Here is a 22,252-nt window from a genome sequence, read left to right as displayed (position 1 = left end):
TATCAGGAGGTCCCATGGCTCAGACAATTCACCGCGGCATCAAGACGCTGCTCGACGAAGCCAACCGTGAGGTCGAGGCAATCAAGGCTCCCGACCTGATTGCGTCAGCGAAAGATGAGAACATCCTCATCGTCGATCTGCGCGATCCGCGCGAGATCGAACGCGAAGGCCGCATCCCCGGTGCGTTTCACTGTCCGCGCGGGATGCTCGAATTCTGGCTCGACCCGGAAAGCCCGTATGCGAAACCCGCCTTTCAGCAGGACAAGAAATTTGTTTTTCACTGTGCGTCAGGCTGGCGTTCGGCGCTGGCAGCCAAGACCGCGCAGGACATGGGACTAAAGCCCGTCGCGCATCTTGCGGGTGGTTTCACCGCATGGCGCGAGGCGGGCGGCCCGATCGAGCGTGTCGAGCCCCACAAGCCCAAAGAGTGATTGAGGATTGATCATGAGTGATCCGCTGGTTTCAACGTCATGGTTGCGCGAACACCTCATCGATTCTGACGTCAGAATCGTCGATGCAGCTTACCGCATGCCGGCAATGCGGCCGCCCACGGCAGCCGAGGAACATGCCGCGCGTCATATTCCGGGCGCTGTGTTCTTAGACGTCGATCAGGTCGCGGATCGTTCGCGTTCGCTGCCGCATATGTTGCCGCAGGCCGATCAGTTCGCGCGCGATGTCGGTGGGCTCGGCATCGGTAACGACGATCTCGTTGTGATCTATGATCGCGGCGACTACATGGGCGCGCCGCGTGCGTGGTGGATGTTCGGTGTGTTCGGTCACGACCGCGTCAAGGTGCTGGATGGCGGGTTGAAGAAATGGATCGCCGAAAGCGGCGCGGTCGAGAGTGCGGCGGTGACACCTGCGCCGAAAACCTTTCACGCACGGTTTAATGAAAAACGGGTGCGCGGTCTTGAAGATATGCGGAAGAATGTCGAGAGCCGCAGCGAGCAGGTGATCGATGCGCGCTCGCGCGAGCGATATGAAGGCACCGCGCCCGAGCCATGGCCGGGCCGCCGTTCCGGACGCATTCCGGGCAGCCTCAACGTGCCGTTTACCGACGTGATCGATCCGGCGACGGGTGAGATGCGCTCCGCGAGTGACCTGCGGAAGATTTTCAGCGCGGCTCATGCCGATCTTGGCCGCCCGATTGTCACCTCCTGCGGTTCGGGTGTAACAGCTGGCGTGCTGTCGCTTGCGCTGGCGCGTCTTGGCGTGGACAGCGCGCTCTATGACGGCTCATGGGCGGAGTGGGGACTTCCCGACGGGCCGCCAATCGCAACCGGAAAGCCGTGAAGGCCGGGCTCTAGTTTTGCTCGATTGAAAACCACGAGGGCGTTTTCCTACTGACGCGGCGGAACGGTGTTTGCGACAGTTGGCGTGGTCGTAGTTGTCGCGGGACCGAATAGCGGGAAGAAGGTTTGCTCCACGGGCGGTGGCGGCGCCGGGCGGACGACGCGTCGGCGATAGTGATGATGCGCACGAGCGCGCGCCCGCGCTTTGGCGCGCAGCGCAGCCCGCTTTCTCGCAACAGATCTGGTTTGGATTGCCGATGCAGGCGCTGCAGCAGGCTTGGCTGCCGGTTGCGGCGGCCCATCGACGCTTGCCGTCGTGATCGCGTCAGTCAGGGGAATCGGCGGCGGGTTGGGAATGATGATGACCGGAAGGCGCGCCTCATCGTCCGGCCTGGCTGCTTCCACTTCCGCAACAGGAGGCGGGGCGGGAGCGGGGACCGGAGCAGGTTCTGCCTGTTCTGAAATTGACGGCGCGACCGCCGGCGGCGTGACGGTTGGCGGTTCGGCAATGGCCGGTTCAGCAATCGGCGGTTCGACCTGCAGCACCGCAAGCGTCGGCGTTTCGACGACGAAATTGGAGGTGGGCGTCTGCAGGTTCCGCAGCGGAGCCGCGGCGAACTCCTCGTGAGTCGCGCGCAGCAACGCCGCCGCGCCGAGTCCGAACACCAGCAGGGATGCCGCAAGGACCACCGTGATCGCCAATAGCCGGAACCCGGGAAGCATGGTGCAATCGTGTCCTGCTGCAAACGCGCGAAATGAGAACCAAAGGCCCTGCTTGAACGACGGGTCACCAGTCACGAGCTCAATGAGCTGAAAATCACCGTCGAATCAGGATGATCCAAGGATAGCCCCGGACGGGCGGGCGTGCCGCCGAAAACCAGGTTGGGGCCTGAATTCACAGTGGATAGCGATTTTGTGTTCCCGACTGTCGCAAAAAAGTCAGCACAGGAAGGCTTTTTTGGTTCATGTCTTGAATGTGCCGCTATCGTAAGCGATTGCCATTAACGATACGGTTTCCGCTTCGCGCTATCATAGGGGCATGATGTCCAACCGCCTTTCGACAAGTCTTCTGGTGCTGGCTGCCAGCCTGGCCGGAGTTCCGGCCGTGCAGGCCCAGACCTATCAGCAGCCCGGCTATTATGGGCAACAGCCCGCGCCCTATTCGGAGCCCGCCCAGCAGGACCGCATGCCGGATTTCGACCGCGTCGGCGACCGCGGTGACGGTTCGCTGTCACCTCCGGGCTTCCAGCAGCCGGGTCCGCCGCAGCCGGGCTATCAGCAGTCATCCGCGCAGCAGCCGGCCTATCCGCAGGGGCCGATCCTGTCGCCGGATGATCCGCGCTATGGTCGTCCGCCGGATGCACCGCCGCTGAATTATTCCAATAACGGGCAGGGAGCGCCCCAGCCGCAGAACGCGTCCGGCTATGACAGCCCGCGTCCGCCCGGTGCCCTCGATGCTTCCGGCGCACCGCGTCCGGCCGTCGATTCACAGGGGCGGCCCATGACGGTCGCCACGTTGCCGGCCGATGATCAGCCGGAAACCGGGCCGCGTCAGGAATTGCCGCCGCGCCTGCGCCGTCAGGAAGTCAATTATCAGACCAAGGAGCCGGCCGGCACGATCATCGTCGATACGCCGAACACGCAGCTCTATTACATTCTCGGCCACGGCCGGGCGATCCGCTATGGCGTGCGCGTGGGCCGTGACGGCTTCACCTGGACCGGCGTACAGAAGATCACCCGCAAGGCTGAATGGCCGGATTGGCATCCCCCGGCGGAGATGATCGAGCGTCAGCCCTATCTGCCGCGTTTCATGGCAGGTGGCGACGGCAATCCGCTCGGCGCGCGCGCGATGTATCTTGGCAGTACGGTGTACCGCATCCACGGCACCAACCAGCCCTCGACGATCGGCAAGTTCGTCTCCTCGGGCTGTATCGGAATGCTGAACGAGGACGTCGAAGATCTGTTTGATCGCGTGAAGGTCGGCACCCGCGTGGTGGTGCTGCCGGGCGGTGCTCCCCCGGCTGTGGCCGCGACTCAACCCGCCGTCGATACGGCTGGGTATGGACGATCCGCCAATGCCGCGCCGCAAGGCTCGGTTGGCAACGGCGCGGCCGGTCAGCCGAACGCCAGCGCCAATCTCGGCGTCCCCAATCAGGGACCGGCGGTGGTGCCGCCGCTGCCGAGCCCGGTGACGGTGCGCTGAACGCAACCTTCTGAATCGAAAAAGGGGCTGGCTCGAACATCGAGCCAGCCCCTTTCTTTTTGCATCACATCATCGCGGCGGATCGGTCGAGATTGTGCCGATCCGTGCGGTTGTCAGACGATACCGAGCGCGCGCATGGCTTCGGCCACGCGGATGAAGCCCGCGACATTGGCGCCGAGCACATAATTGCCGGGCGCGCCATAGGTGTCGGCCATCTCGGCGCAACGGTCATGGATGTTGTGCATGATGGTTTCGAGGCGCTTCTCGGTTGCCTCGAAGGTCCATGAATCGCGCGAGGCGTTCTGCTGCATTTCGAGCGCGCTGGTCGCAACGCCGCCGGCGTTTGCGGCCTTGCCCGGCGCGAACAGGATTCCGGCGTCGAGGAAGACACGAACCGCTTCCGGCGTGGAAGGCATGTTGGCGCCTTCGCCCACCGCGACCAGACCGTTCTTCACGAGCGTGCGCGCATCCTGTCCGTTGAGCTCGTTCTGCGTCGCCGATGGCATCGCGACTTCCGCGGGAACATCCCAGACACGTCCTTCCGGCACGAAGGTCGCGCTGCGGCCACGGGCCTTTGCATAGTCGGAGATACGGCCGCGCTTCGTCTCCTTGATCTCCTTGAGCAAAGCGAGATCGATGCCGGCCTCGTCCACGACATAGCCCGACGAATCCGAACACGCGATGACACGGCCGCCAAGCTCCTGCACCTTCTCGATGGTGTAGATGGCGACGTTGCCGGAGCCGGACACGATCACCTTCTTGCCGTCGAAACCCTGCTTGCGCGTGCGCAGCATGCGCTCGACGAAATAGGTCGCGCCGTAGCCAGTCGCCTCGGTGCGGACCTGCGAGCCGCCCCAGGTCATGCCCTTGCCGGTGAATACGCCGGATTCGTATCGGTTGGTGATGCGCTTGTAGTGGCCGAACATGTAGCCGATCTCGCGCTGGCCCACGCCGATATCGCCCGCAGGCACGTCGGTATATTCGCCGAGATGACGATACAGCTCCGTGACGAAGGATTGGCAGAAGCGCATGATCTCGCGATCGGAGCGTCCCTTCGGATCGAAATCCGAGCCGCCCTTGCCGCCGCCGATCGGCATGCCGGTGAGGGCGTTCTTGAACGTCTGCTCGAAGCCGAGAAACTTGATCGTGCCGAGATAGACCGTCGGATGGAAGCGAATGCCGCCCTTGAACGGGCCGAGCGCTGAATTGAACTGAACGCGGAAGCCGCGATTGATATGAATGTCGCCTTTGTCATCCGTCCACGGCACCCGGAAAATGATCTGGCGCTCGGGTTCGCAAATACGCTCAATCAGAGCGTCCTCGGCGTAATGCGGATGTTTGGCGATGACGGCGCCGAGGCTGTCGAGCACTTCGCGCACGGCCTGATGGAATTCTTCTTCGCCGGGATTGCGGCGCAGGACATCGGTAAAAATCGGTTGGAGCTTTTCGTCGAGCATTTAATCCTTCACCTGTGAGTTCTCAGACACGACAATATGCAGCCGCTCTCGAAGACTGGCCCCGCGATGGTTGGATGTTGTCGTTTGCGCCCGGCGCGCAAAATCGTGGTAGGTGGCGCATGGGGCAGCGTCAATCGCTGAAAAAGGATGTGCGACATTCTGCGCGCTTGACGTTTGATTTTCTCCCCAGGCTTCCGGCAGCCGGAAGCTCCACAACTGGCCTGTCCGATCCCGCCCGATTTGAAATCAGTTCGGAACCGCGCTGTCCGCGTACGCGTGACGGCGTTCGTCAACGCAATGGCCCGAAGGCCTTATTTGTCGTGGGAAAAGGCGAAAAAACCTGACGTTTGAGTGCTTTCGAAGCAGCCGGAGGCGGCCGATGGTTGCCCTTTTCGGTCCGTCCCATTACATCAGCAGCAAGCAAAATTCCCACATACGTTGGCTTCCCGAGAGGCTCTGAAGGATCACGATGGCGCGCCAGTTCGTTTATTTCATGCAGGGTCTGACCAAGGCCTATCCCACCCGCAAAGTGCTCGATAACGTCCATCTTTCGTTCTATCCGGACGCCAAGATCGGCGTGCTCGGCGTCAACGGCGCGGGCAAATCGACCCTGCTCAAGATCATGGCCGGCATCGACAAGGATTATAACGGCGAGGCCTGGGTCGCTGAGGGTGCACGTGTCGGCTATCTCGAGCAGGAGCCGCAGCTCGATCCGAACAAGTCGGTCCGCGAGAACGTGATGGAAGGCGTCGCCAAGCAGAAGGCGATTCTCGACCGCTACAATGAGCTCGCGGTGAACTACTCGGACGAGACCGCCGATGAGATGACCAAGCTGCAGGACGAGATCGAAGCCCAGGGGCTATGGGATCTCGACAGCAAGGTCGATCAGGCGATGGACGCGCTGCGCTGTCCGCCGGACGACGCCGACGTCACCAAGCTCTCGGGCGGCGAGCGCCGCCGCGTGGCGCTATGCAAGCTGCTGCTTGATCAGCCGGACCTGCTGCTGCTGGACGAGCCGACCAACCATCTCGACGCGGAATCCGTGTCGTGGCTCGAAGGCCATCTGCGCAACTATCCCGGCGCGATCCTGATCGTGACCCACGATCGCTACTTCCTCGACAACGTCACGAGCTGGATTCTCGAGCTCGATCGCGGCAAGGGCATTCCCTACGAGGGCAACTACTCGTCGTGGCTGGTGCAGAAGCAGAAGCGTCTCGAGCAGGAAGGACGCGAGGACGCCGCGCACCAGAAAACACTGGCACGCGAGCAGGAGTGGATTGCGTCATCGCCCAAAGCACGTCAGGCCAAGTCCAAGGCGCGTTATCAGCGTTATGAGGACCTGCTCAAGCAGGCGAGCGAGAAACAGACCCAGACCGCGCAGATCATCATTCCGGTGGCCGAGCGTCTCGGCAACAACGTCATCGATTTCGAGGGCCTGACCAAGGGCTTCGGCGATCGCCTGTTGATCGACAACCTCACCTTCAAGCTGCCGCCCGGCGGCATCGTCGGCGTGATCGGCGCCAACGGCGCGGGTAAGTCCACGCTGTTCAAGATGATCACCGGGCAGGAGAAGCCGGATGCCGGCACCATCACCACGGGTGAATCGGTGCATCTCGGTTATGTCGATCAGTCGCGCGATGCGCTCGACGGCAAGAAGACCGTGTGGGAGGAAATCTCCGGCGGCAACGACCAGATTCTTCTCGGCAAGAAGGAAGTGAACTCTCGCGGCTATTGTTCGGCGTTCAACTTCAAGGGCGCGGACCAGCAGAAGAAGGTCGGCGCGCTGTCGGGCGGCGAACGCAACCGCGTGCATCTCGCCAAGATGTTGAAGTCCGGTGCCAACGTGCTGCTGCTCGACGAACCGACCAACGATCTCGACGTCGATACGCTGCGCGCGCTGGAAGAAGCACTTGAGGATTTCGCCGGCTGCGCCGTTATCATCAGCCACGATCGCTGGTTCCTCGACCGCATCGCGACTCACATGCTGGCGTTCGAGGGCGACAGCCATGTCGAATGGTTTGAGGGCAACTTCCAGGATTACGAGAAGGACAAGCTGCGCCGTCTCGGTCAGGACGCCGCCATCCCGCATCGCGTGAAGTACAAGAAGCTCACGCGTTGAGGCGATGGTGAGCGGGAACGAGAAGTTTTCGCCGCAGGCGGTCGCGCAGGCCTCACCGGACGCGATCGCGGGCAGCAGCGCGCTGACTGAACAGGAACGCGCTGCTCTTGCCATCGATGTCGCGTGGGTGGAGTGGCGCGCCGAATTTCGCCGCAAGGTGGTCGCATCCGGCGTGATGAAGCGGCCCTGGCGCAGCGTGTTCGAAGCGGACATGATTTTCAGCATCGTCGCGCATCGCTGGTTGGCCGGACGGCCCATCACTCATAAAGAGCTTGCGACGTACTTCGCGGAGTTCGCGACCGAGGCCACGGTGTCGCGCCATGTCGAGGACATGGAATATGCCGGAATGCTGGTGCGGCGAACGGACGAGGCCGACAAGCGGCGTATGTTTCTGTTGCCGACCGAGCGGCTGGAGACGGTCGGCCGGGAGTTTCTTCGCTCTCGCATTCGCCTGATGGGCGCACACGGTTTCGCATGGACGGCGCCTGCCGAAGATGACCGCAAAACTGCAAGCGATCCTGCGTGATCGCGGCCCGGGGCGCCGATAAGGAGTGATCTTTCCAATTGCAGAGGAAAGATCATGATCCTTCGATTTATCTCATTGGCATTGACGTTGTTGCTGTTGACGCCAGGCTCGGTCCTCTCGGCCTGGGCGGACGACGTCGGCCTGTCGGCGTCCGAGCGGGCAGCGAACCTCAAAGCCTATAACAAGCGCAAGGCGCAGGGGAACGAGAAGGACGCACCTCGCGCAAGACGTAACGGCGCAGGGCCGCAGCGGCAGGCGATGGAACGCGCGCGGCGCTGTCATGAAGCGGTGGCGAACGCGCAGCAATCCGCCAACAATATCGCGATGGGGTCGATGGCTCTGTCCCAGGCAGCCTCCTTCATTCCGTTCGGCGGCGGCATGGCCTCAGGCGTCGCAGGTGCGGCGCTCGGCGCGGGAGCTATGGTCGCGGGCGAGGCGGCCCGGCAGAAAGTCGCCGATGCGGCAAACGGTTGCTGAACGATCTATCGTAAATCCCGATCTGGCCATCGCGCGCGAGGTGACGTAAAAAAGTTGCCAGCAAGAGGGAGCGTCGCGATGGCTGATTGGGATGCGCGTCAATATCTCAAATTCGAAGATGAGCGCACCCGTCCATCCCGCGATCTGCTCGCGCAAGTCCCGCTAACCGCGCCGCGCCATGTGATCGACATCGGCTGTGGGCCGGGGAATTCCACCGAGCTTCTCGCAGCACGCTGGCCGGCTGCGAAGATCACCGGCATCGATACTTCCGCCGACATGCTGCGCCAGGCGCGCGAGCGTCTGCCGGGCGTCGAATTCACCGAGGCAAACATCTCGCACTGGAGGCCGCCGGCGGATGCCGACGTGCTGTTCGCCAATGCGATCTTCCAGTGGGTGCCCGACCATCTTTCGCAACTCAAGAGACTGCTCTCGGCACTGCCACAGGGCGGCGTGCTGGCCGTGCAGATGCCGGACAATCTCGCCGAGCCGACGCATGTGCTGATGCGCGAGGTGGCGCTGGACGGGCCCTGGCGTGACGCTCTTTCGAACGTCACGCGGCTGCGCGATGTGCTGCCGCCGCCGCGTGTCTATTATGACACTCTGAAGCCGCATTGCTCTCGATTCGAGATCTGGCACACCGGGTACAATCATGCCCTCGATGATGCGACCGAGATCGTCGAGTGGGTCAAGGGAACGGGCCTGCGGCCGTTTCTCGACCCGCTGGATGTGCCCCAGCGCAAGGAGTTCCTCGCGCAATATACGGCGCGGGTAGCGGCGAGCTATTTGCCGCAGCAGGACGGCAAGGTGTTGCTGCATTTCCCGCGTCTGTTCCTGGTCGCGGTGCGCTGACGGCGGCGGAAAAAACGTCGGGACGACGAGGTCGGCAAAGCGCGGGGATGGCGAATCTGGCATGATTCCCGCCCAAGAATTCGTACCTCCCGGAGCTGTCCTTTTATGTCGATGACCCCAGAGACGCCACTGCCGCCGAAGGGGGTAGTCCTGCGCCCGATCCCGATGCTGATCTTCAGCTCACGCTGGCTGCAATTACCACTGTATGTCGGCCTGATCGTCGCGCAATGCGTCTACGCCATTCTTTTTCTCAAGGAACTTTGGCATCTCATCAATCACTCATTCGATTTTACCGAGCAGCAGATCATGCTGGTGGTGCTCAGCCTGATCGATGTGGTGATGATCTCGAACCTTCTGGTGATGGTGATCGTCGGTGGCTACGAGACGTTTGTTTCGCGCCTCAATCTTCAGGGCCATCCGGACGAGCCGGAATGGCTGAGCCACGTCAACGCCAGCGTGCTCAAGATCAAACTCGCGATGGCGATCATCGGCATCTCGTCGATCCATCTGTTGCGCACCTTTATTGAGGCAGGCAACCTTGGCGGGGTTGGGCGGACCACCAACTACACCACCGAGGGCGTGATGTGGCAGACCATCATTCATGTCGTGTTCGTCCTGTCCGCGCTCGGCATCGCGTGGGTGGATCGCATTTCGGCTGGACTCGAGGCCACCGGCCATGAAGCCGGTCATGCTGCGCATTGAGGGGACAGGACTTGGTCGCAAGGACAATCAGTTGCCGCGGTTTTGCGCTGGCGCTTTGTCTTGGCCTTGCACTCTGTCTCGGTCGGACGGCACCCGCCCGCGCCGCCGATGAAGGCTTCACCCGCTTCATCGCGTCGCTCTGGCCGGACGCGGAGAAGGCCGGCATCACGCGCGCGACGTTCGAGACGCAGACGCGCGACCTCAAGCCCGATTACAAGCTGCCGGATCTGATGCTGCCGGGCCGGCCCAAAACCGGTGCGCCGTCGCAGGCTGAATTCGTCCAGGTGCCAGCGGATTATGTCAAAGAAGCGCGCATCGCGCGGCTTGCCGTCGATGGTCAGCAACTGGCCGCGAAATATCGCGATACGCTTGCCGCCATCGAGCGCCGCTTTGGCGTGCCGGGCACTATCATTCTCGCGATCTGGGGACGGGAGACCGATTACGGCCGCTATCAGTTGCCCTATGACGGGCTGACGGTGCTTGCGACGCAGGCCTATGTCGGCCGCCGTAAGGAGCAGTATCGGGGAGAGTTCATCGAGGCGCTGAAGCTGATCCAGCATGGCGACGTCACGCGCAAGGGGTTGCGGACGTCCTGGGGCGGCGCGACGGGGCTGACACAGTTCCTGCCGTCCGAGCTCGCCAAGCACGGCGTAGATTTCGATAGAGACGGACACGTCAACATCTGGACTTCGGTGCCGGACGCTCTCGCCTCGGCCGCGCAGCAGCTCGTCAACAAAGGCTGGCAGCGCGGCATCCGCTGGGCCTATGAAGTGAAGGCGCCGCCGCAAGCGGATTGTACCGAAGGCGTGCCGGAGGTGACGAAGCCACTCAGCGAATGGCTGCGCGAAGGATTCGTGCCGGTTCGCGGCCAGCGTTTGAGCGCGGCCGAGAAAGCAACGCCCGCTTCGCTGTTGCAGGTCGAGGGCATCTACGGCCCTTCCTTCCTGGTGACGAAGAACTACTTCGTCATCAAGGAATACAACTTCTCCGACCTCTATGTGCTGTTCGTTGGCCACCTCAGCGACCGGATGAATGACGGCCAGCCGTTTGCAACGGCGTGGTCGGCGTCATCGCAATTGCGCACCGCCGATGTCGAGGCGATGCAACGCAGGCTCACGAGCATCGGTCTTTACACCGACAAGATTGACGGCAAGGCGGGCATGCTGACGCGCGCAGCGCTTGGCGCCTATCAGAAGCGCGCGGGATTGAAGGTCGATTGCTGGCCGAGCGAAAGCGTGTTGCGGGCGATGCAGGCGGGACGCTGATCTTTACGCCGTTGCGCGATCAGTTGCAGACCTGAATGCTTCGGACGTGCCAGCCGTAGCCATCCCACCAGCGCTCGGTGCCGAGACGGCATCCCGGCACGACATAGACTCGCGGCGGCGGGACATAAACCGGTGCGCGGTTGTCCGGAAGATCGGCAGCGATGGCCGGCATCGCACCGGCGAGCAGGGCCGAGGCTGTTGCAATGATGAACAGGGCGCACAGGGCCTTCATGGACCTCTCCTCGGAGCAGTCGGGTGGTCCCGCTAATAGAAATGGCAATCCTTAAGGGATCGGAATCAAAACCCCCCTGCCGATTGATCGGCAGGGGGGTTGGTATTCAAAGCCTTAAACGGCTTCTGAATGGCTTAGTCGCAGATCTGAACGCGACGGACGCGCCAGCCGTAACCGTCCCAGAAGCGCTCACGGCGCCAGTAGCAGGGCGGGCCGGCGACGTAAGCCGGGCCGGGGCCGTAATAGGCCGGCGGAGGAGCGGACGCGGCAGCGCCGCCAATGATGGCGCCTGCGGCGAGACCACCGAGGACGCCCGCAGCGACGGCACCTCCGTCGCGCGCACTTGCCGGCGCAGGCGCAACGAGGCTTGCTGCTGCAAGCGTGACGGCCGCTGCGGCTGCCAGGATCATCTTCTTCATGGCTTCACCTTTCGAATTATGAACGGCCCGGACAACGGTCACCGCGCCTGAAGGTTGCACCGGACGCTTTGAATGGAGGCTGAACGGGCGCGCCTGCTTTCTGCCACGAACTTTTAATCCGCGCAGCAAAAATTCGGATATTCAGGCCTGAATTTCGAATTAAGGCGCTCACAAGGCATTGAATTTGAGAACAATTCCAAACGATCGAAATATCGCGCCGAGCCTTCGTCGAGCATCCCGGCTGCCGGAATCCGACTGTCGATGAGCGCGAGGAAACGCGTGGAAAGAGAATCGAAACCCTAATTCGCTTTCGCGGCGGCAGGTGTCGTCTGGAGCCGCTCAGCCTCGGCGGCAAAGCCTTTTGCCAATGCGTGATACACGCCTTCCGTGCAAATCAAGCGCGAGCTCGCGTAGGCGATCAGCGACGCCGTCATCAGCGGCACCACCATCGCGTGGTTGTCGGTCATCTCGGTCACGATCACGAAGGCGGTGATGGGTGCCTGCACCACGCCGGCAAAGTAGGACACCATCCCGAGCAGCATCAGGGCGCTCAAGGCGGTGTCGTGAAACAGCGCCGCGATATTGGCGCCGAGACCCGCGCCGATCGCCAGCGATGGCGAGAAAATGCCGCCGGGGATGCCGCCGATCGCGGCAAACGTCGTCGCCAGAAACTTCAGTACGCCGAAACTTTCCGGCAGGGGGTGTCCGCCCTCGAGCGCGGCCTTCACTTGCGCATAGCCGGTGCCGTAGATCGTATCGCCCGATACAATTCCGCAGATCGCGACGGCGAAGCCGCACACCAGCGCGAACAGCAGTGGATGGCTTTTGATCGCGCGGCCAGCGGGATTTCGAATCCCGCGCGCCATCAGAATGAGAATGCGGCTGAACAGGCCGCCCGCAAGGCCACCGACGACACCGCACACCGGAACGGCGAGCCAGTCCATGCCCACGCGAAGCGTCGCAGGCGTGCTGCCGAAATAGGAGTAGTTGCCCATCAGTGCGAGCGACGTCAGGCCTGCGGCGATGACGGCCGCGATGATGAGACTGCTGGTTCGCGTCTCGAACGCGCGGCTCATTTCCTCGATGCCGAATACGATGCCCGCAAGCGGCGTATTGAAGGCCGCCGCAACGCCAGCCGCGGAGCCCGCAAGGATCAGGCCGGGCTGTCGGCGCGGAGAAAAACGGCCGAGCGCGAACATGATCGATGCGCCGACCTGCACCGTCGGGCCTTCGCGTCCGACCGATGCGCCGCAGAGGAGGCCGAGTAGCGTCAGCAGCACCTTGCCGATGGCAATGCGGATCGAAACCAGTGTGTTGCGGGCGTTCGGATCGGTGAGGTGACGCGCGGCAATCGCCTGCGGAATGCCGCTTCCCTGCGCGTTCTGGAAATATTTGTTGGTCAGATAAACCGACAGCATGAAGCCGAGCGGCGTCACCAGAAGCGAGGCGTAGCGCGCTTTCGCGATCAGCATTGCGAATGCGGCCTGTGCCTGATCGGCCGCCAGGGCCAGCCCCACCGCCGCGCCACCCACTGCAACGCCGCCCAGCAGGAAGATGGCCCGTCGCTGCCAGCGGGCTGAAATCACTCGGGCAAGGCGTGCGTGACGTTCGTTTCGGAAAGGTGTCATGTGCAGGGCATGCCGACGGTGAGTTGTTTGATCAGAACCGTGTCATGCATGGTACGTGCCAAAAACGCCATGCTGTTCGTGGTGGAGGCGGACGATATTTTCATCACAACATCGGCAGGCGAGATGAATGGCGCGCATTCGATCTTCCGAAACGAAAAAGGCTCCGGCACTGTGCCGATTGCATCGCACAGCGCCGGAGCCCGGATCTGACATCGCCGAGGCGATGCGAAAATATCAGAAGAGGGAAGCGTACTGCGTGAGGCCCGCGCGCTGCGCGAAATTCATCGCCACCTGACGCTGCCGCTCATCGAGAGTTTCCAGGAGTGGCGTGACGGACGGAGCCGCGCGGCGAACCGCTTCCTCGGTGACCGGGCCGCGCGACAGCGCGCGCAGGGCCGCGACGACCGCCGGCCAGTACTTCTCCTGCTCGGCCTTGAGCTTGAGCGCTGCGTGGCAGCGCATGATCGCCACTTCGCTCATCGCGATACGGAAGGTGGAAACCTTGGCGGGCGTGACCGATGCTTCCTGTGCGACAACGGGGGCGCTCATCGACATCAGGGCAACAGCAATGGCAATCGGAAGTATCCGCATGGTCCTCACTTCGTATTTTTCGGGGTTCAGGCATGCGCGACGTACGTGCGCTATGTGACCAAAATGCGATCAAGCGGTTAAGAAACCGCCAATGCGCCAGCGCTGGGGATAATTTAAATTATTGGAATTATTGGACTTTCGTGAGGTTATGCAGTTTTGCCGTAACACTCGTCCATGATTGTTGATCGGTTAGCGTCCAATTCTTGCGGAACGGGCCGACTGGGAGGGATGCGAGTTGAGACGGAACCTGGAAACGGTCCAGTTTGGAATAGCTTGAAACTGGGCGTTTTGCTTTTGCATCCGGTCAGGGAGGATGACATATCGGAGAGGGCCTCTCTTACCGCCAAATGTTGGTGCTGATGATCGTCTGTTCCTGCAATGTGTTGAGCGACCACGATGTTCGCGGTGTCGTCACTGACACAAAGCAGCCTCCCCGGACGGCAGGGCAGGTCTATGGGTGCCTCGGTTGCAGCGCCCAGTGTGGCCGTTGTGCCCGCACCATCCGCAAGATCATGGACGAAGCTCTCGGGACCTGCGCCAAATCCTGCTGCGCCGGTTGCCCGCATACCGCTGCTGTGGCGGACAACACTGATTCCGTTGAAGAAGCTTCCCTCACCGAAGCGGCCTGATCCCGTAGCCCTCACGTTTTCCACCGACGACCTCATGCGCCCGTGCAGGCTTGCCCGGGCTCCAAATCTGATTTAGAAACGTTCTAAATTAGGTTTTGGCCCGTTTTGGAATGAGGAGTGGCTATGAAGGGTGATCCGAAGGTTGTCGATTATCTGAACAAGGGTCTGCGGAGCGAACTCACGGCCATCAACCAGTACTGGCTCCATTTCCGTCTGCTGGATAATTGGGGTCTGAAGGAAATGGCCAAGCAGTGGCGCAAGGAATCGATCGAGGAGATGCATCACGCCGATCGCTTCACCGATCGCATCCTGTTCCTGGAAGGGTTCCCGAACATGCAGGTTCTGGATCCGCTGCGCATCGGCCAGAACGTCAAGGAAATCCTGGAGTGCGACCTCGCCGCCGAGCACGGCGCGCGCGATCTCTATCAGGAAGCCGCCACCTACTGCCACAGCGTCAAGGACTACGTGTCGCGTGACCTGTTCGAATCGCTGATGAAGGATGAGGAAGGCCATATCGACTTCCTCGAAACCCAGCTCGATCTCGTCGAGCGCATCGGCATCCAGCTCTATCAGCAGCGTCACATGGGCCATATCGGCGACGAAAATCCGCCGGGCGAAGGCTGATCGCTTCCATAACGCGTTTTACGATTTTGCTCTCTTGTCCCGCATCGGCTCCGCTGCTGCGGGACAATTTGTAAGGACGGCATCGATCGCGGCCTTGCCGCCGTCGGTCTGGAAGTCCGCCACGGTGCGGCCCGCATTCAGCGACCTGATCCGCACCACCAGTGACTTGGACGCCGACAATTCGTCCGTGAACTGCGCCACCGCTGCGCTATCCTCGATCACGATCACCCTGTAGCCGAGCAGCACGCGCGAGGGCACGTTGTCGTGGCCGGGTCTGTCGTCGAACCGATAGCCGAGCACTGAATTCAGATCGCTGCCGATCTTGAACTCGAATGAGAAGCGGACAATCGGCCTGTTCTCGAAACAGGTGAGTTGAATGACTGCGGGCTTCGAATGAGGCGCCGCGCTGTTGGAGGACTGTGTCGTCGCAAGCTGCGCACTCGGCACCGGCACGCCGGTGATGCGGTCGGGCGTCCGTTCGATCCGCCAGTTGCCGGCAGCGGTTGTGTTGGCCTCGTTCTGGAAGACGGATGAATCGCGCGTGCTGCACGCAGCCACAGAAGCTGCGAGCGCCGCAATCGCGATGCTGGATGCTATCCTCTTATGCACACTCGCGCCCCCACGAGAGCCGTCAGTCTGCAGCCGGACGTGGCTCGGTGCAAGAGCCTGCGCGTGCAAGCCTAGCGGGACGACTGCAGGTCGGTGGCGCACATGGCGACGACGATGGCGAGAAGCAGGCACCAGAAGCCGACATAGGAAAACAGCAATGCAGAAATCGCGCAGCCGCAGGCAAAGGCCGCGATGGTGCCGCACAGCCGGTTGAACCGCGCGCGCGTGGCCGCCTTCTGTTCGGGATGGGCATGGGTGATGAGATCGACCGCGTCGAGCGTCGCCTGCACGGTGGAGCCCGTCATCATGGTGGAGGGCGGCATGTCAGCGAGGTGCACCCGCTGCACGGCGGTCTGCATCGCCATCGCGGCGACGCCCGCAGCGCTGGTCCACAGCGCGATCGGCGAGTCGCCATCGGAGAATGGTCCGTGCCAGATGGCCATGCCGCTGAATGTAATGAGCAGCAGGATCATGGTGACGAACAGGATCGGCATGGCCGGCCAATTCCATCGCCGCATCGTCGTCCCGGCGAGACGGGCGAGGGCCACCACGATCACGAATTCCGGCAATGCCAGCAGTTTGCCGATGAAGCCCTGACCGCCGCCGACGATCGCCGCGCCCATCGTCACGAAGTTGCCGGTGACATGGGCAACGAACAGGCCGTGCAGGCCGAGAAAGCCCGCGGTGTCGACGACACCGCCATTGAACGCCAGCAGGATCGCGATGGTGAGCGGGTGGGTCAGGTATTTCATGCGGCGCCTCGCAGAGGAATCCTTGCCCTTCGAACTATGCCGAGCGGAATGATTCCGGCAAGACGCGCGAACGTCGGAAGTGGCTCTGATTTTGATCGCCGTGCTGAAAAAAATGTCAAAAAGCCCCGGCCAGGGATCGGGGCTTTTTGTTTGTTGCAAGGGCGGAGCGGTACCGCGCCTGCCTCACTTCGCCGTTTGGGCGAGGAAATCGCGAAGTGGCTCGCTGTAGAACTTCGCATTCCCCGTGGTCAGGTGGCCGCGCGTCTGTGTGCTCGCCGGAATGAGATAAATCTTCCCGTTCTTCACGCGCTTCATCGCGGCGTCCGTCACGCCGGTTTCCGGCGGGTTGCGTTCGTCGTCGGCCGCATTGATGAGCAGAACCGGCGCTGTGATCCTGTCCAGCGCAGGGGAGGGGTTGTAGTCGTGCGACGCCTCCCACTGATAGACGAAGTCGTTGGCATCGGCGTGGAAGGGCCCATTGATGCGTGCATCATACATCTTGTCGGCCTTCTCGCCGGTGGGCGCGAGTGTCTGGTAACCGAGCGTGCCGCCAGCCGACGCGAGGCCGAACGCCGCCACCGCGTATTTGATCATCGGCGGCTGCGTCGTGTAGTTGCCGTTCATGTAGCCGGGATCGTTGCGGATCGTCTCCAGCATTGCGCGACGTAACAGCCAGTTGCGGGCCGCCATCTCGGTCGGCTGCGAGGCCATCGGCACCAGTGCATCCATGAAGGAGGGATACTTCTCGCCCCAGAGCCATGTGTGCATGCCGCCCATCGAATTACCAATGATGAGCCGCACGTGCTTGACGCCAAGTCCCTCGGTCACGAGGCGATACTGCGCCTCGACCATGTCGTCATAGTCGTATTTTGGAAACGCGGTTTTCATGCCGTCGGACGGCTTGGCGGATTTGCCATGACCGATGCCATCCGGAAGGATGATGAAATATTTGGTGGCGTCGAGCGGCTGGCCGGGACCGAACAGCTCTCCCGCGAAGGTCGGCGTCAGCATGGTCTGCGCGCTGCCGCCGGAGCCATGCAGCACCAGAACCGGCTGCCCCGTGGGTTCGCCCACGGTGGTGTAATGCAGCTTCAGCTCCGGCATGGTCTCGCCGGTGTGAAACTTGAAATTCTTGGCGATGAAGTCGCCCTGTTTCGGTGGGGGATAATCGGCAGCTTTGGCTGCGCCGAGCGAAAAAGCGGCGAGAGTTATCGCGAGGCAGGCGTAGAACAATTTCATATTGTTTCTCCCCAAGGCGGCCACTTGCCGGGCCACTCGCTGAGAAAAGTACCATGACACCAGAATCGCACGAGGTGAGATTTTTGTGAGAGGCGATGGAATAAATTGCTAGGTCGATGATGCTTCGCCGCGTTTAATCGATAAGAGCGCGTCACATGAAAGCCGGGAGACTTTGATGAAAAAACAATTCTTTGCCGTATCGCTGTGCGTGGCCGCATCGATCGTGCTGATCCGGAATTCGGACGCCTGCACGCGCATTCTCTGGAATAACAACAAGCTGTCGACGTTTGTCAGTCGAACCATGGACTGGCCCGAAAGCACTGAGCCGAAGCTCGTCGTGTTTCCGCGCGGCACAAAACACGACGGTGGTCTGATCGGCCGCGGCCCGGCCAAAGCCGTTCAGGACAATCCCGCGAAGTGGACGGCGAAGTACGGCAGTATCGTCACCACGGTTTATGGATTGGGTGCCGTCGATGGCATCAACGAGAAGGGCGTCGGCATTCATCTGCTTTATCTCAACGCCACCGATTTCGGGCCGCGCGACGTCAGCAAGCCGGGCCTTCATGCCGGCCTGTGGGGGCAATACGTTCTCGACAATGCCGCGAGCGTCGACGAGGCGCTGAAGATTCTGGAGAAGGTCCAGATCGTGATGGTGGAGGCGCGCGGACGCAAGGCGACGGTGCACCTCGCGATGGAGGATGCGAGCGGAGATTCCGCCATCGTCGAATATGTCGACGGCAAGCCGCTGATCCATCACGGCCGCCAGTACACGATCATGACCAACGACCCGAAATACGACGAACAGCTTGCGCTGCTGAAGAAGCAGGACTTCTCGAAACCGTCGAGCACGATGCCGCTTCCGGGCAACGTCAACCCGCAGGATCGCTTCCAGCGCGCGACCTATTATGCCTCGATGCTGCCCGAGCCGAAGAATGACCGTGAGGCCGTCGCGGGTGTGCTCGCGATCGCGCGCAATGTCTCCGTGCCGTTCGGCGCGCCTTATAAGGATTTCGGTATCTATAACACCGAGTACCGGACGGCGATGGATCTCGGCAAGCGATGGTATTTCTTCGAACTGACGACATCGCCAAGCCTGATCTGGGCTGATCTTATGAAGTTCGACCTCAAGCAAGGCGCGCCGGTGATGGCGCTCGACCCTGACGACATCGCGCTGGCGGGCAATGTCACGACCAAGTTCAAAAAGGCCAAGGCGCCTTTCTAGGTGGCAATGGAAGTGTGAGGCCGCATGACACCATCGGAGAAAATCGACCAGTTGATCGCCGGCATCGCGGACTGGCGCGGCGCGACCTTCGCCGCTCTGCGCAAAGCGATTCTCGATGCCGACAAGGAGATCATCGAGGAATGGAAGTGGATGGGCAGTCCGGTGTGGTCACGCGACGGCATCATCGCGGTCGCCAATGCGCACAAGGGAAAGGTGAAGCTGACCTTCGACCACGGCGCGCGACTGCCCGATCCGGACAGACTGTTCAATGCGGGTCTCGAAGGCAATCAGCGGCGCGCGATCGATTTTTTTGAGGGCGACAAAGTCAACGCGCGTGCGCTGAAAGCTCTCGTCCGTGCGGCGGCTGCGTACAATCAGAGCAGGAAGAAGGCGCCTGCGGCCAAGAAAGCGAAGGCGTCAAAGAATGCGGCGAGGAAATAGTCTCGCGCCGTATCCGGACGGCACGAGACTATTGATGCTCAACTGTGCCGGAGCGGAGTTTCCGGCTTCGATCCCGGCACATCAAGTCCGTCGGTGTTGTATTGTCTGATCTTGTTCCGCAGCGTGCGTACTGACACGCCGAGGACGCGCGCCGCGTGTGTACGGTTGCCGTCGCAGCGGGCGAGCGTCTGCAGGACGAGTTCGCGTTCGATTTCGCCAACCGTTGCGCCGATCAGGAACGGGATGATCTGATCTGGAGCGAGCGGCGGTTTGGCTGGCAACTCCAGTGTTAGGAGCGATGATGTCTGGTTCATCGGTACCTCCGATGTTTCCCGGCCTGAACCGGGATGGAAGAAACGAAGCCCCAATCCCCACCACAAGGGTCGCCCCGTATGGTTAATAAATACTTAAAGTATCGTGTAACCCCTTATCGGTGCTGATGAATTGGAACCGGGTGGGAACCTTGTGGCGAGAGCGTGGCCGCAACGAAAAACATATCGTTTCAAAGGGTTTGGCGGAAAGGTATCGCGTTAGTTTCGGTGCGCCGTGACGGCAGGCGCGGCAAAATGGACAAGACAACAGACGTAAAAAAGGCCGGGCATTTGCCCGGCCTTTCCATTCTTGGAGCGGTGTAGCTGCTTACAGCGCCTTGTTGCTATTCTTCACGGCGTCCGCCTCGACATAGACCTGATTGCCCATGGCTTTGAACTTCTCGCTCATCTGCGCCATGCCGTCCTCGATAGTGCCCTTCATGGTCATGCCGGCCTGAAGGCCGAGCGCGGCCTTCTCGTTGTCGCCGAGCGTCGCCGCATAGTCGCGCACGTCCTGCGTGATCTTCATCGAGCAGAACTTCGGTCCGCACATCGAGCAGAAATGCGCGACCTTGTGCGCTTCCTTCGGCAGCGTCTCGTCGTGATAGGCGACCGCCGTTTCAGGATCGAGGCCGAGGTTGAACTGGTCCTCCCAGCGGAAGTCGAAGCGCGCGCGAGACAGGGCGTCGTCACGCAGTTGCGCCGCCGGGTGGCCCTTGGCGAGGTCGGAGGCATGCGCCGAGATCTTGTAGGTGATGACACCCACCTTCACGTCGTCGCGGTTCGGCAGGCCGAGATGTTCCTTCGGCGTGACGTAGCAGAGCATCGCGCAGCCGAACCAGCCGATCATCGCCGCACCGATGCCGGAGGTGATGTGGTCGTAGCCCGGCGCGATGTCGGTGGTCAGCGGCCCAAGCGTGTAGAACGGCGCTTCGCCGCACTCCTTGAGCTGCTTGTCCATGTTGATCTTGATCTTGTGCAGCGGCACGTGGCCGGGGCCTTCGATCATGACCTGACAGCCCTTCTTCCACGCGATCTGCGTGAGCTCGCCGAGCGTCTCGAGTTCGGCGAACTGGGCGCGGTCGTTGGCGTCCGCGATCGAACCCGGACGCAGGCCGTCGCCGAGCGAGAACGACACGTCGTACTTGCGCATCAGGTCACAGATTTCCTCGAAGTGGGTGTAGAGGAAGCTCTCCTTGTGGTGCGCGAGGCACCACTTCGCCATGATCGAGCCGCCGCGCGACACGATGCCGGTGACGCGGTTGGCGGTGAGGTGGATGTAGGGCAGGCGCACGCCAGCATGGATAGTGAAGTAGTCGACGCCCTGTTCGCACTGCTCAACGAGTGTGTCGCGGTAAAGCTCCCAGGTCAGCTTGACCGGATCGCCGTCGCACTTCTCCAGCGCCTGATAGATCGGCACGGTGCCGATCGGAATCGGCGCGTTGCGCAGGATCCATTCGCGCGTGGTGTGGATGTTGCGGCCGGTGGAGAGATCCATCACGGTGTCGGCGCCCCAACGGATCGCCCACACCATCTTGTCCACTTCCTCCTCGACCGACGACGTCACGGCGGAGTTGCCGATATTGGCGTTGATCTTGGTGAGGAAGTTGCGGCCGATGATCATCGGCTCGAGTTCGGCGTGGTTGATGTTGCTTGGGATGATGGCGCGGCCGCGCGCGATCTCGCTGCGCACGAATTCCGGCGTGATGAACAGCGGCACTTCGGCGCCGAACGACTCACCGTCGGCACGGGCGGCTTCCGCGCGCTCCAATTGCTGCTTGCGGCCGAGGTTCTCGCGCTCGGCGACGTAGATCATCTCCTTGGTGATGATGCCGGCGCGGGCGAATTCGAGCTGGGTGATCGGCGCGTCACCGACACCGCGGATCGGTTTATGGTGCGCCTTGAAGGCAGCGGCGGCATGCTTGGCGCCGACATTGCCGTTGTCTTCCGGCTTGATCTCGCGGCCTTCATATTCCTCGACGCCACCGCGCTCCTTCACCCACTGCATGCGAGTGCGGGGCAAACCGGCGTTGACGTCGATCAGCACGTTCGGATCGGTGTAGGGGCCGGAGGTGTCGTAAACCGGCAGGTTCGGCTCGCCCGCGTTTTTCGACAGGATGATCTCGCGCAGCGGCACGCGCAGGTCCGGTGCGGTCTCCGGCGTCGAGAAGATCTTGCGGGACGAGGGCAGCGGGCCGGTGGTGACGGCTGGCAAGGTCGAATCTGGGTTGGAGCGAATGTTCATGGCGTTGTCTCCCGTTGGGGTGATTTGTTCAGTGATATCCGAAGAAGCAGAAGATCAGTCCGATCACGAGCCAGATCCCGCCGGCGATCACCGGCATGGAAGGGGCGCGAACAATGTTGCGGGCCTGCGTGACCACGAAACCCGGCGCGAGCAAGCGGATCAGGCTGCTGACGATGAGTAGCCATCCGAAGATCGTAATCAGCACGCGCCAGTCGCTGCTCCAGACGTTGTGGACGAGAGCGATGGCGATGCCAGCCGGCAGAAAGACGATGCTCGACAGGAAGAGGAGCACCGGATGATCGATGATGTCGCGCGCATAGGCTTGGAAGCGATCGCGATTGAACAGCACGGCGAGCGCAATCGCAGTCATCGTCGGGCCGATGAGCTTGGCCAGAAAGACTGATGTCTGCATCGTATGCC

The 22,252-nt window shown here is 61.8% G+C and carries 26 protein-coding genes; 14 read left to right on the top strand and 12 right to left on the bottom strand.

Going from position 1 to position 22,252, the window contains the following annotated elements; all coding sequences use genetic code 11:
• Nucleotides 1-14 precede the first annotated feature (14 nt).
• A complete protein-coding gene (locus HMPREF9697_RS08030; RefSeq protein WP_002716687.1) occupies nt 15-431 on the top strand; it encodes a rhodanese-like domain-containing protein in 417 nt (138 codons plus the stop codon).
• A gap of 13 nt (nt 432-444) precedes the next feature.
• Nucleotides 445-1,293: a 3-mercaptopyruvate sulfurtransferase gene (gene sseA / locus HMPREF9697_RS08025; RefSeq protein WP_002716686.1), complete on the top strand. Its 849-nt coding sequence runs from the start codon at nt 445-447 to the stop codon at nt 1,291-1,293.
• A 47-nt stretch (nt 1,294-1,340) separates the two neighbouring features.
• Here the strand turns inward: sseA and HMPREF9697_RS08020 are convergent, their stop codons facing one another.
• The gene (locus HMPREF9697_RS08020; protein WP_002716685.1) at nt 1,341-2,015 is read right to left on the bottom strand and encodes a hypothetical protein; all 675 of its coding nucleotides are present in this window, start codon (nt 2,013-2,015) and stop codon (nt 1,341-1,343) included.
• Between the two features lie 319 nt (nt 2,016-2,334).
• Between HMPREF9697_RS08020 and HMPREF9697_RS08015 the strand changes: the two genes are divergently transcribed.
• A complete protein-coding gene (locus tag HMPREF9697_RS08015) occupies nt 2,335-3,495 on the top strand; it encodes a L,D-transpeptidase (RefSeq protein ID WP_002716684.1) in 1,161 nt (386 codons plus the stop codon).
• A 113-nt stretch (nt 3,496-3,608) separates the two neighbouring features.
• Here the strand turns inward: HMPREF9697_RS08015 and gdhA are convergent, their stop codons facing one another.
• Nucleotides 3,609-4,952 (bottom strand): NADP-specific glutamate dehydrogenase, encoded by a 1,344-nt coding sequence (gdhA, locus tag HMPREF9697_RS08010; RefSeq protein WP_002716683.1) that lies wholly within the window; start codon nt 4,950-4,952, stop codon nt 3,609-3,611.
• A gap of 469 nt (nt 4,953-5,421) precedes the next feature.
• Here gdhA and ettA point away from each other — a divergent pair, with 469 nt between their 5' ends.
• The 6 genes from ettA to HMPREF9697_RS07980 all read left to right on the top strand — a co-directional run bounded on the left by ettA (nt 5,422) and on the right by HMPREF9697_RS07980 (nt 10,890).
• A complete protein-coding gene (ettA, locus tag HMPREF9697_RS08005) occupies nt 5,422-7,071 on the top strand; it encodes an energy-dependent translational throttle protein EttA (protein WP_002716682.1) in 1,650 nt (549 codons plus the stop codon).
• A 7-nt stretch (nt 7,072-7,078) separates the two neighbouring features.
• Nucleotides 7,079-7,597, top strand: coding sequence for a MarR family winged helix-turn-helix transcriptional regulator (locus HMPREF9697_RS08000; protein ID WP_002716681.1), 519 nt, complete (start codon nt 7,079-7,081; stop codon nt 7,595-7,597).
• A gap of 54 nt (nt 7,598-7,651) precedes the next feature.
• On the top strand, nt 7,652-8,074 hold the full coding sequence (locus HMPREF9697_RS07995; protein WP_002716680.1) for a hypothetical protein: 423 nt from the start codon (nt 7,652-7,654) through the stop codon (nt 8,072-8,074).
• Nucleotides 8,075-8,152: 78 nt separating this feature from the next.
• Nucleotides 8,153-8,923 carry a trans-aconitate 2-methyltransferase gene (tam, locus tag HMPREF9697_RS07990; protein WP_002716679.1) on the top strand — a complete coding sequence of 257 codons (771 nt, stop codon included), beginning with the start codon at nt 8,153-8,155 and terminating at the stop codon, nt 8,921-8,923.
• Between the two features lie 105 nt (nt 8,924-9,028).
• Nucleotides 9,029-9,625, top strand: a complete 597-nt coding sequence (locus tag HMPREF9697_RS07985) for a TIGR00645 family protein (protein WP_002716678.1) — start codon at nt 9,029-9,031, stop codon at nt 9,623-9,625.
• Nucleotides 9,626-9,672: 47 nt separating this feature from the next.
• Nucleotides 9,673-10,890 (top strand): lytic murein transglycosylase, encoded by a 1,218-nt coding sequence (locus tag HMPREF9697_RS07980; protein WP_051053972.1) that lies wholly within the window; start codon nt 9,673-9,675, stop codon nt 10,888-10,890.
• A 19-nt stretch (nt 10,891-10,909) separates the two neighbouring features.
• Here HMPREF9697_RS07980 and HMPREF9697_RS07975 read toward each other — a convergent pair whose 3' ends face one another.
• The 3 genes from HMPREF9697_RS07975 to HMPREF9697_RS07965 all read right to left on the bottom strand — a co-directional run bounded on the left by HMPREF9697_RS07975 (nt 10,910) and on the right by HMPREF9697_RS07965 (nt 13,169).
• A complete protein-coding gene (locus HMPREF9697_RS07975; protein WP_002716676.1) occupies nt 10,910-11,122 on the bottom strand; it encodes a hypothetical protein in 213 nt (70 codons plus the stop codon).
• Nucleotides 11,123-11,256: 134 nt separating this feature from the next.
• Complete coding sequence (locus HMPREF9697_RS07970) at nt 11,257-11,541, bottom strand: hypothetical protein (protein ID WP_002716675.1); 285 nt, start codon at nt 11,539-11,541, stop codon at nt 11,257-11,259.
• A gap of 299 nt (nt 11,542-11,840) precedes the next feature.
• Nucleotides 11,841-13,169 carry a chloride channel protein gene (locus HMPREF9697_RS07965; protein WP_002716674.1) on the bottom strand — a complete coding sequence of 443 codons (1,329 nt, stop codon included), beginning with the start codon at nt 13,167-13,169 and terminating at the stop codon, nt 11,841-11,843.
• Nucleotides 13,170-13,217: 48 nt separating this feature from the next.
• Between HMPREF9697_RS07965 and HMPREF9697_RS20845 the strand changes: the two genes are divergently transcribed.
• Nucleotides 13,218-13,379 (top strand): hypothetical protein, encoded by a 162-nt coding sequence (locus HMPREF9697_RS20845; protein ID WP_157223247.1) that lies wholly within the window; start codon nt 13,218-13,220, stop codon nt 13,377-13,379.
• Between the two features lie 24 nt (nt 13,380-13,403).
• Here the strand turns inward: HMPREF9697_RS20845 and HMPREF9697_RS07960 are convergent, their stop codons facing one another.
• A complete protein-coding gene (locus HMPREF9697_RS07960) occupies nt 13,404-13,760 on the bottom strand; it encodes a hypothetical protein (RefSeq protein ID WP_002716673.1) in 357 nt (118 codons plus the stop codon).
• Between the two features lie 359 nt (nt 13,761-14,119).
• On the opposite strand from HMPREF9697_RS07960, the gene HMPREF9697_RS20355 reads away from it, so the two are divergent.
• Complete coding sequence (locus HMPREF9697_RS20355) at nt 14,120-14,389, top strand: (2Fe-2S)-binding protein (protein WP_081602581.1); 270 nt, start codon at nt 14,120-14,122, stop codon at nt 14,387-14,389.
• A gap of 123 nt (nt 14,390-14,512) precedes the next feature.
• Nucleotides 14,513-15,013, top strand: coding sequence for a bacterioferritin (bfr, locus tag HMPREF9697_RS07955; protein ID WP_002716671.1), 501 nt, complete (start codon nt 14,513-14,515; stop codon nt 15,011-15,013).
• A gap of 18 nt (nt 15,014-15,031) precedes the next feature.
• Here bfr and HMPREF9697_RS07950 read toward each other — a convergent pair whose 3' ends face one another.
• The 3 genes from HMPREF9697_RS07950 to HMPREF9697_RS07940 all read right to left on the bottom strand — a co-directional run bounded on the left by HMPREF9697_RS07950 (nt 15,032) and on the right by HMPREF9697_RS07940 (nt 17,613).
• On the bottom strand, nt 15,032-15,622 hold the full coding sequence (locus HMPREF9697_RS07950; RefSeq protein ID WP_002716670.1) for a hypothetical protein: 591 nt from the start codon (nt 15,620-15,622) through the stop codon (nt 15,032-15,034).
• 71 nt (nt 15,623-15,693) lie between these two features.
• On the bottom strand, nt 15,694-16,374 hold the full coding sequence (locus HMPREF9697_RS07945) for a YoaK family protein (RefSeq protein WP_002716669.1): 681 nt from the start codon (nt 16,372-16,374) through the stop codon (nt 15,694-15,696).
• A 183-nt stretch (nt 16,375-16,557) separates the two neighbouring features.
• Nucleotides 16,558-17,613 carry an alpha/beta fold hydrolase gene (locus HMPREF9697_RS07940; RefSeq protein WP_002716668.1) on the bottom strand — a complete coding sequence of 352 codons (1,056 nt, stop codon included), beginning with the start codon at nt 17,611-17,613 and terminating at the stop codon, nt 16,558-16,560.
• Nucleotides 17,614-17,788: 175 nt separating this feature from the next.
• On the opposite strand from HMPREF9697_RS07940, the gene HMPREF9697_RS07935 reads away from it, so the two are divergent.
• Together HMPREF9697_RS07935 and HMPREF9697_RS07930 are read left to right on the top strand one after the other, a co-directional pair.
• A complete protein-coding gene (locus HMPREF9697_RS07935) occupies nt 17,789-18,835 on the top strand; it encodes a linear amide C-N hydrolase (RefSeq protein WP_002716667.1) in 1,047 nt (348 codons plus the stop codon).
• A 24-nt stretch (nt 18,836-18,859) separates the two neighbouring features.
• The gene (locus HMPREF9697_RS07930; RefSeq protein WP_002716666.1) at nt 18,860-19,276 is read left to right on the top strand and encodes a DUF1801 domain-containing protein; all 417 of its coding nucleotides are present in this window, start codon (nt 18,860-18,862) and stop codon (nt 19,274-19,276) included.
• A gap of 38 nt (nt 19,277-19,314) precedes the next feature.
• Here HMPREF9697_RS07930 and HMPREF9697_RS07925 read toward each other — a convergent pair whose 3' ends face one another.
• From HMPREF9697_RS07925 to HMPREF9697_RS07915, 3 genes are all read right to left on the bottom strand, one after another.
• Nucleotides 19,315-19,590, bottom strand: coding sequence for a helix-turn-helix domain-containing protein (locus tag HMPREF9697_RS07925; protein ID WP_002716665.1), 276 nt, complete (start codon nt 19,588-19,590; stop codon nt 19,315-19,317).
• 325 nt (nt 19,591-19,915) lie between these two features.
• On the bottom strand, nt 19,916-21,832 hold the full coding sequence (gene thiC / locus HMPREF9697_RS07920; RefSeq protein WP_002716664.1) for a phosphomethylpyrimidine synthase ThiC: 1,917 nt from the start codon (nt 21,830-21,832) through the stop codon (nt 19,916-19,918).
• A 28-nt stretch (nt 21,833-21,860) separates the two neighbouring features.
• Complete coding sequence (locus tag HMPREF9697_RS07915) at nt 21,861-22,244, bottom strand: hypothetical protein (protein WP_002716663.1); 384 nt, start codon at nt 22,242-22,244, stop codon at nt 21,861-21,863.
• Nucleotides 22,245-22,252 lie beyond the last annotated feature (8 nt).

Source organism: Afipia felis ATCC 53690 (genome assembly GCF_000314735.2).
Taxonomy (GTDB): Bacteria; Pseudomonadota; Alphaproteobacteria; order Rhizobiales; family Xanthobacteraceae; genus Afipia; species Afipia felis.
This window is presented reverse-complemented; position numbering and strand designations above follow the sequence as displayed.

Excerpts from the sequence above, each read along its gene's own strand:
- HMPREF9697_RS08030 (WP_002716687.1), top strand. The coding sequence starts at position 15 with ATGGCTCAGACAATTCACCGCGGCATCAAGACGCTGCTCGACGAAGCC.
- sseA (WP_002716686.1), top strand. The coding sequence starts at position 445 with ATGAGTGATCCGCTGGTTTCAACGTCATGGTTGCGCGAACACCTCATC.
- HMPREF9697_RS08020 (WP_002716685.1), bottom strand. The coding sequence starts at position 2,015 with ATGCTTCCCGGGTTCCGGCTATTGGCGATCACGGTGGTCCTTGCGGCA.
- HMPREF9697_RS08015 (WP_002716684.1), top strand. The coding sequence starts at position 2,335 with ATGTCCAACCGCCTTTCGACAAGTCTTCTGGTGCTGGCTGCCAGCCTG.
- gdhA (WP_002716683.1), bottom strand. The coding sequence starts at position 4,952 with ATGCTCGACGAAAAGCTCCAACCGATTTTTACCGATGTCCTGCGCCGC.
- ettA (WP_002716682.1), top strand. The coding sequence starts at position 5,422 with ATGGCGCGCCAGTTCGTTTATTTCATGCAGGGTCTGACCAAGGCCTAT.
- HMPREF9697_RS07995 (WP_002716680.1), top strand. The coding sequence starts at position 7,652 with ATGATCCTTCGATTTATCTCATTGGCATTGACGTTGTTGCTGTTGACG.
- tam (WP_002716679.1), top strand. The coding sequence starts at position 8,153 with ATGGCTGATTGGGATGCGCGTCAATATCTCAAATTCGAAGATGAGCGC.
- HMPREF9697_RS07985 (WP_002716678.1), top strand. The coding sequence starts at position 9,029 with ATGTCGATGACCCCAGAGACGCCACTGCCGCCGAAGGGGGTAGTCCTG.
- HMPREF9697_RS07975 (WP_002716676.1), bottom strand. The coding sequence starts at position 11,122 with ATGAAGGCCCTGTGCGCCCTGTTCATCATTGCAACAGCCTCGGCCCTG.
- HMPREF9697_RS07970 (WP_002716675.1), bottom strand. The coding sequence starts at position 11,541 with ATGAAGAAGATGATCCTGGCAGCCGCAGCGGCCGTCACGCTTGCAGCA.
- HMPREF9697_RS07965 (WP_002716674.1), bottom strand. The coding sequence starts at position 13,169 with ATGACACCTTTCCGAAACGAACGTCACGCACGCCTTGCCCGAGTGATT.
- HMPREF9697_RS20845 (WP_157223247.1), top strand. The coding sequence starts at position 13,218 with ATGGTACGTGCCAAAAACGCCATGCTGTTCGTGGTGGAGGCGGACGAT.
- HMPREF9697_RS07960 (WP_002716673.1), bottom strand. The coding sequence starts at position 13,760 with ATGCGGATACTTCCGATTGCCATTGCTGTTGCCCTGATGTCGATGAGC.
- HMPREF9697_RS20355 (WP_081602581.1), top strand. The coding sequence starts at position 14,120 with ATGATCGTCTGTTCCTGCAATGTGTTGAGCGACCACGATGTTCGCGGT.
- bfr (WP_002716671.1), top strand. The coding sequence starts at position 14,513 with ATGAAGGGTGATCCGAAGGTTGTCGATTATCTGAACAAGGGTCTGCGG.
- HMPREF9697_RS07945 (WP_002716669.1), bottom strand. The coding sequence starts at position 16,374 with ATGAAATACCTGACCCACCCGCTCACCATCGCGATCCTGCTGGCGTTC.
- HMPREF9697_RS07940 (WP_002716668.1), bottom strand. The coding sequence starts at position 17,613 with ATGAAATTGTTCTACGCCTGCCTCGCGATAACTCTCGCCGCTTTTTCG.
- HMPREF9697_RS07935 (WP_002716667.1), top strand. The coding sequence starts at position 17,789 with ATGAAAAAACAATTCTTTGCCGTATCGCTGTGCGTGGCCGCATCGATC.
- HMPREF9697_RS07930 (WP_002716666.1), top strand. The coding sequence starts at position 18,860 with ATGACACCATCGGAGAAAATCGACCAGTTGATCGCCGGCATCGCGGAC.
- HMPREF9697_RS07925 (WP_002716665.1), bottom strand. The coding sequence starts at position 19,590 with ATGAACCAGACATCATCGCTCCTAACACTGGAGTTGCCAGCCAAACCG.
- thiC (WP_002716664.1), bottom strand. The coding sequence starts at position 21,832 with ATGAACATTCGCTCCAACCCAGATTCGACCTTGCCAGCCGTCACCACC.
- HMPREF9697_RS07915 (WP_002716663.1), bottom strand. The coding sequence starts at position 22,244 with ATGCAGACATCAGTCTTTCTGGCCAAGCTCATCGGCCCGACGATGACT.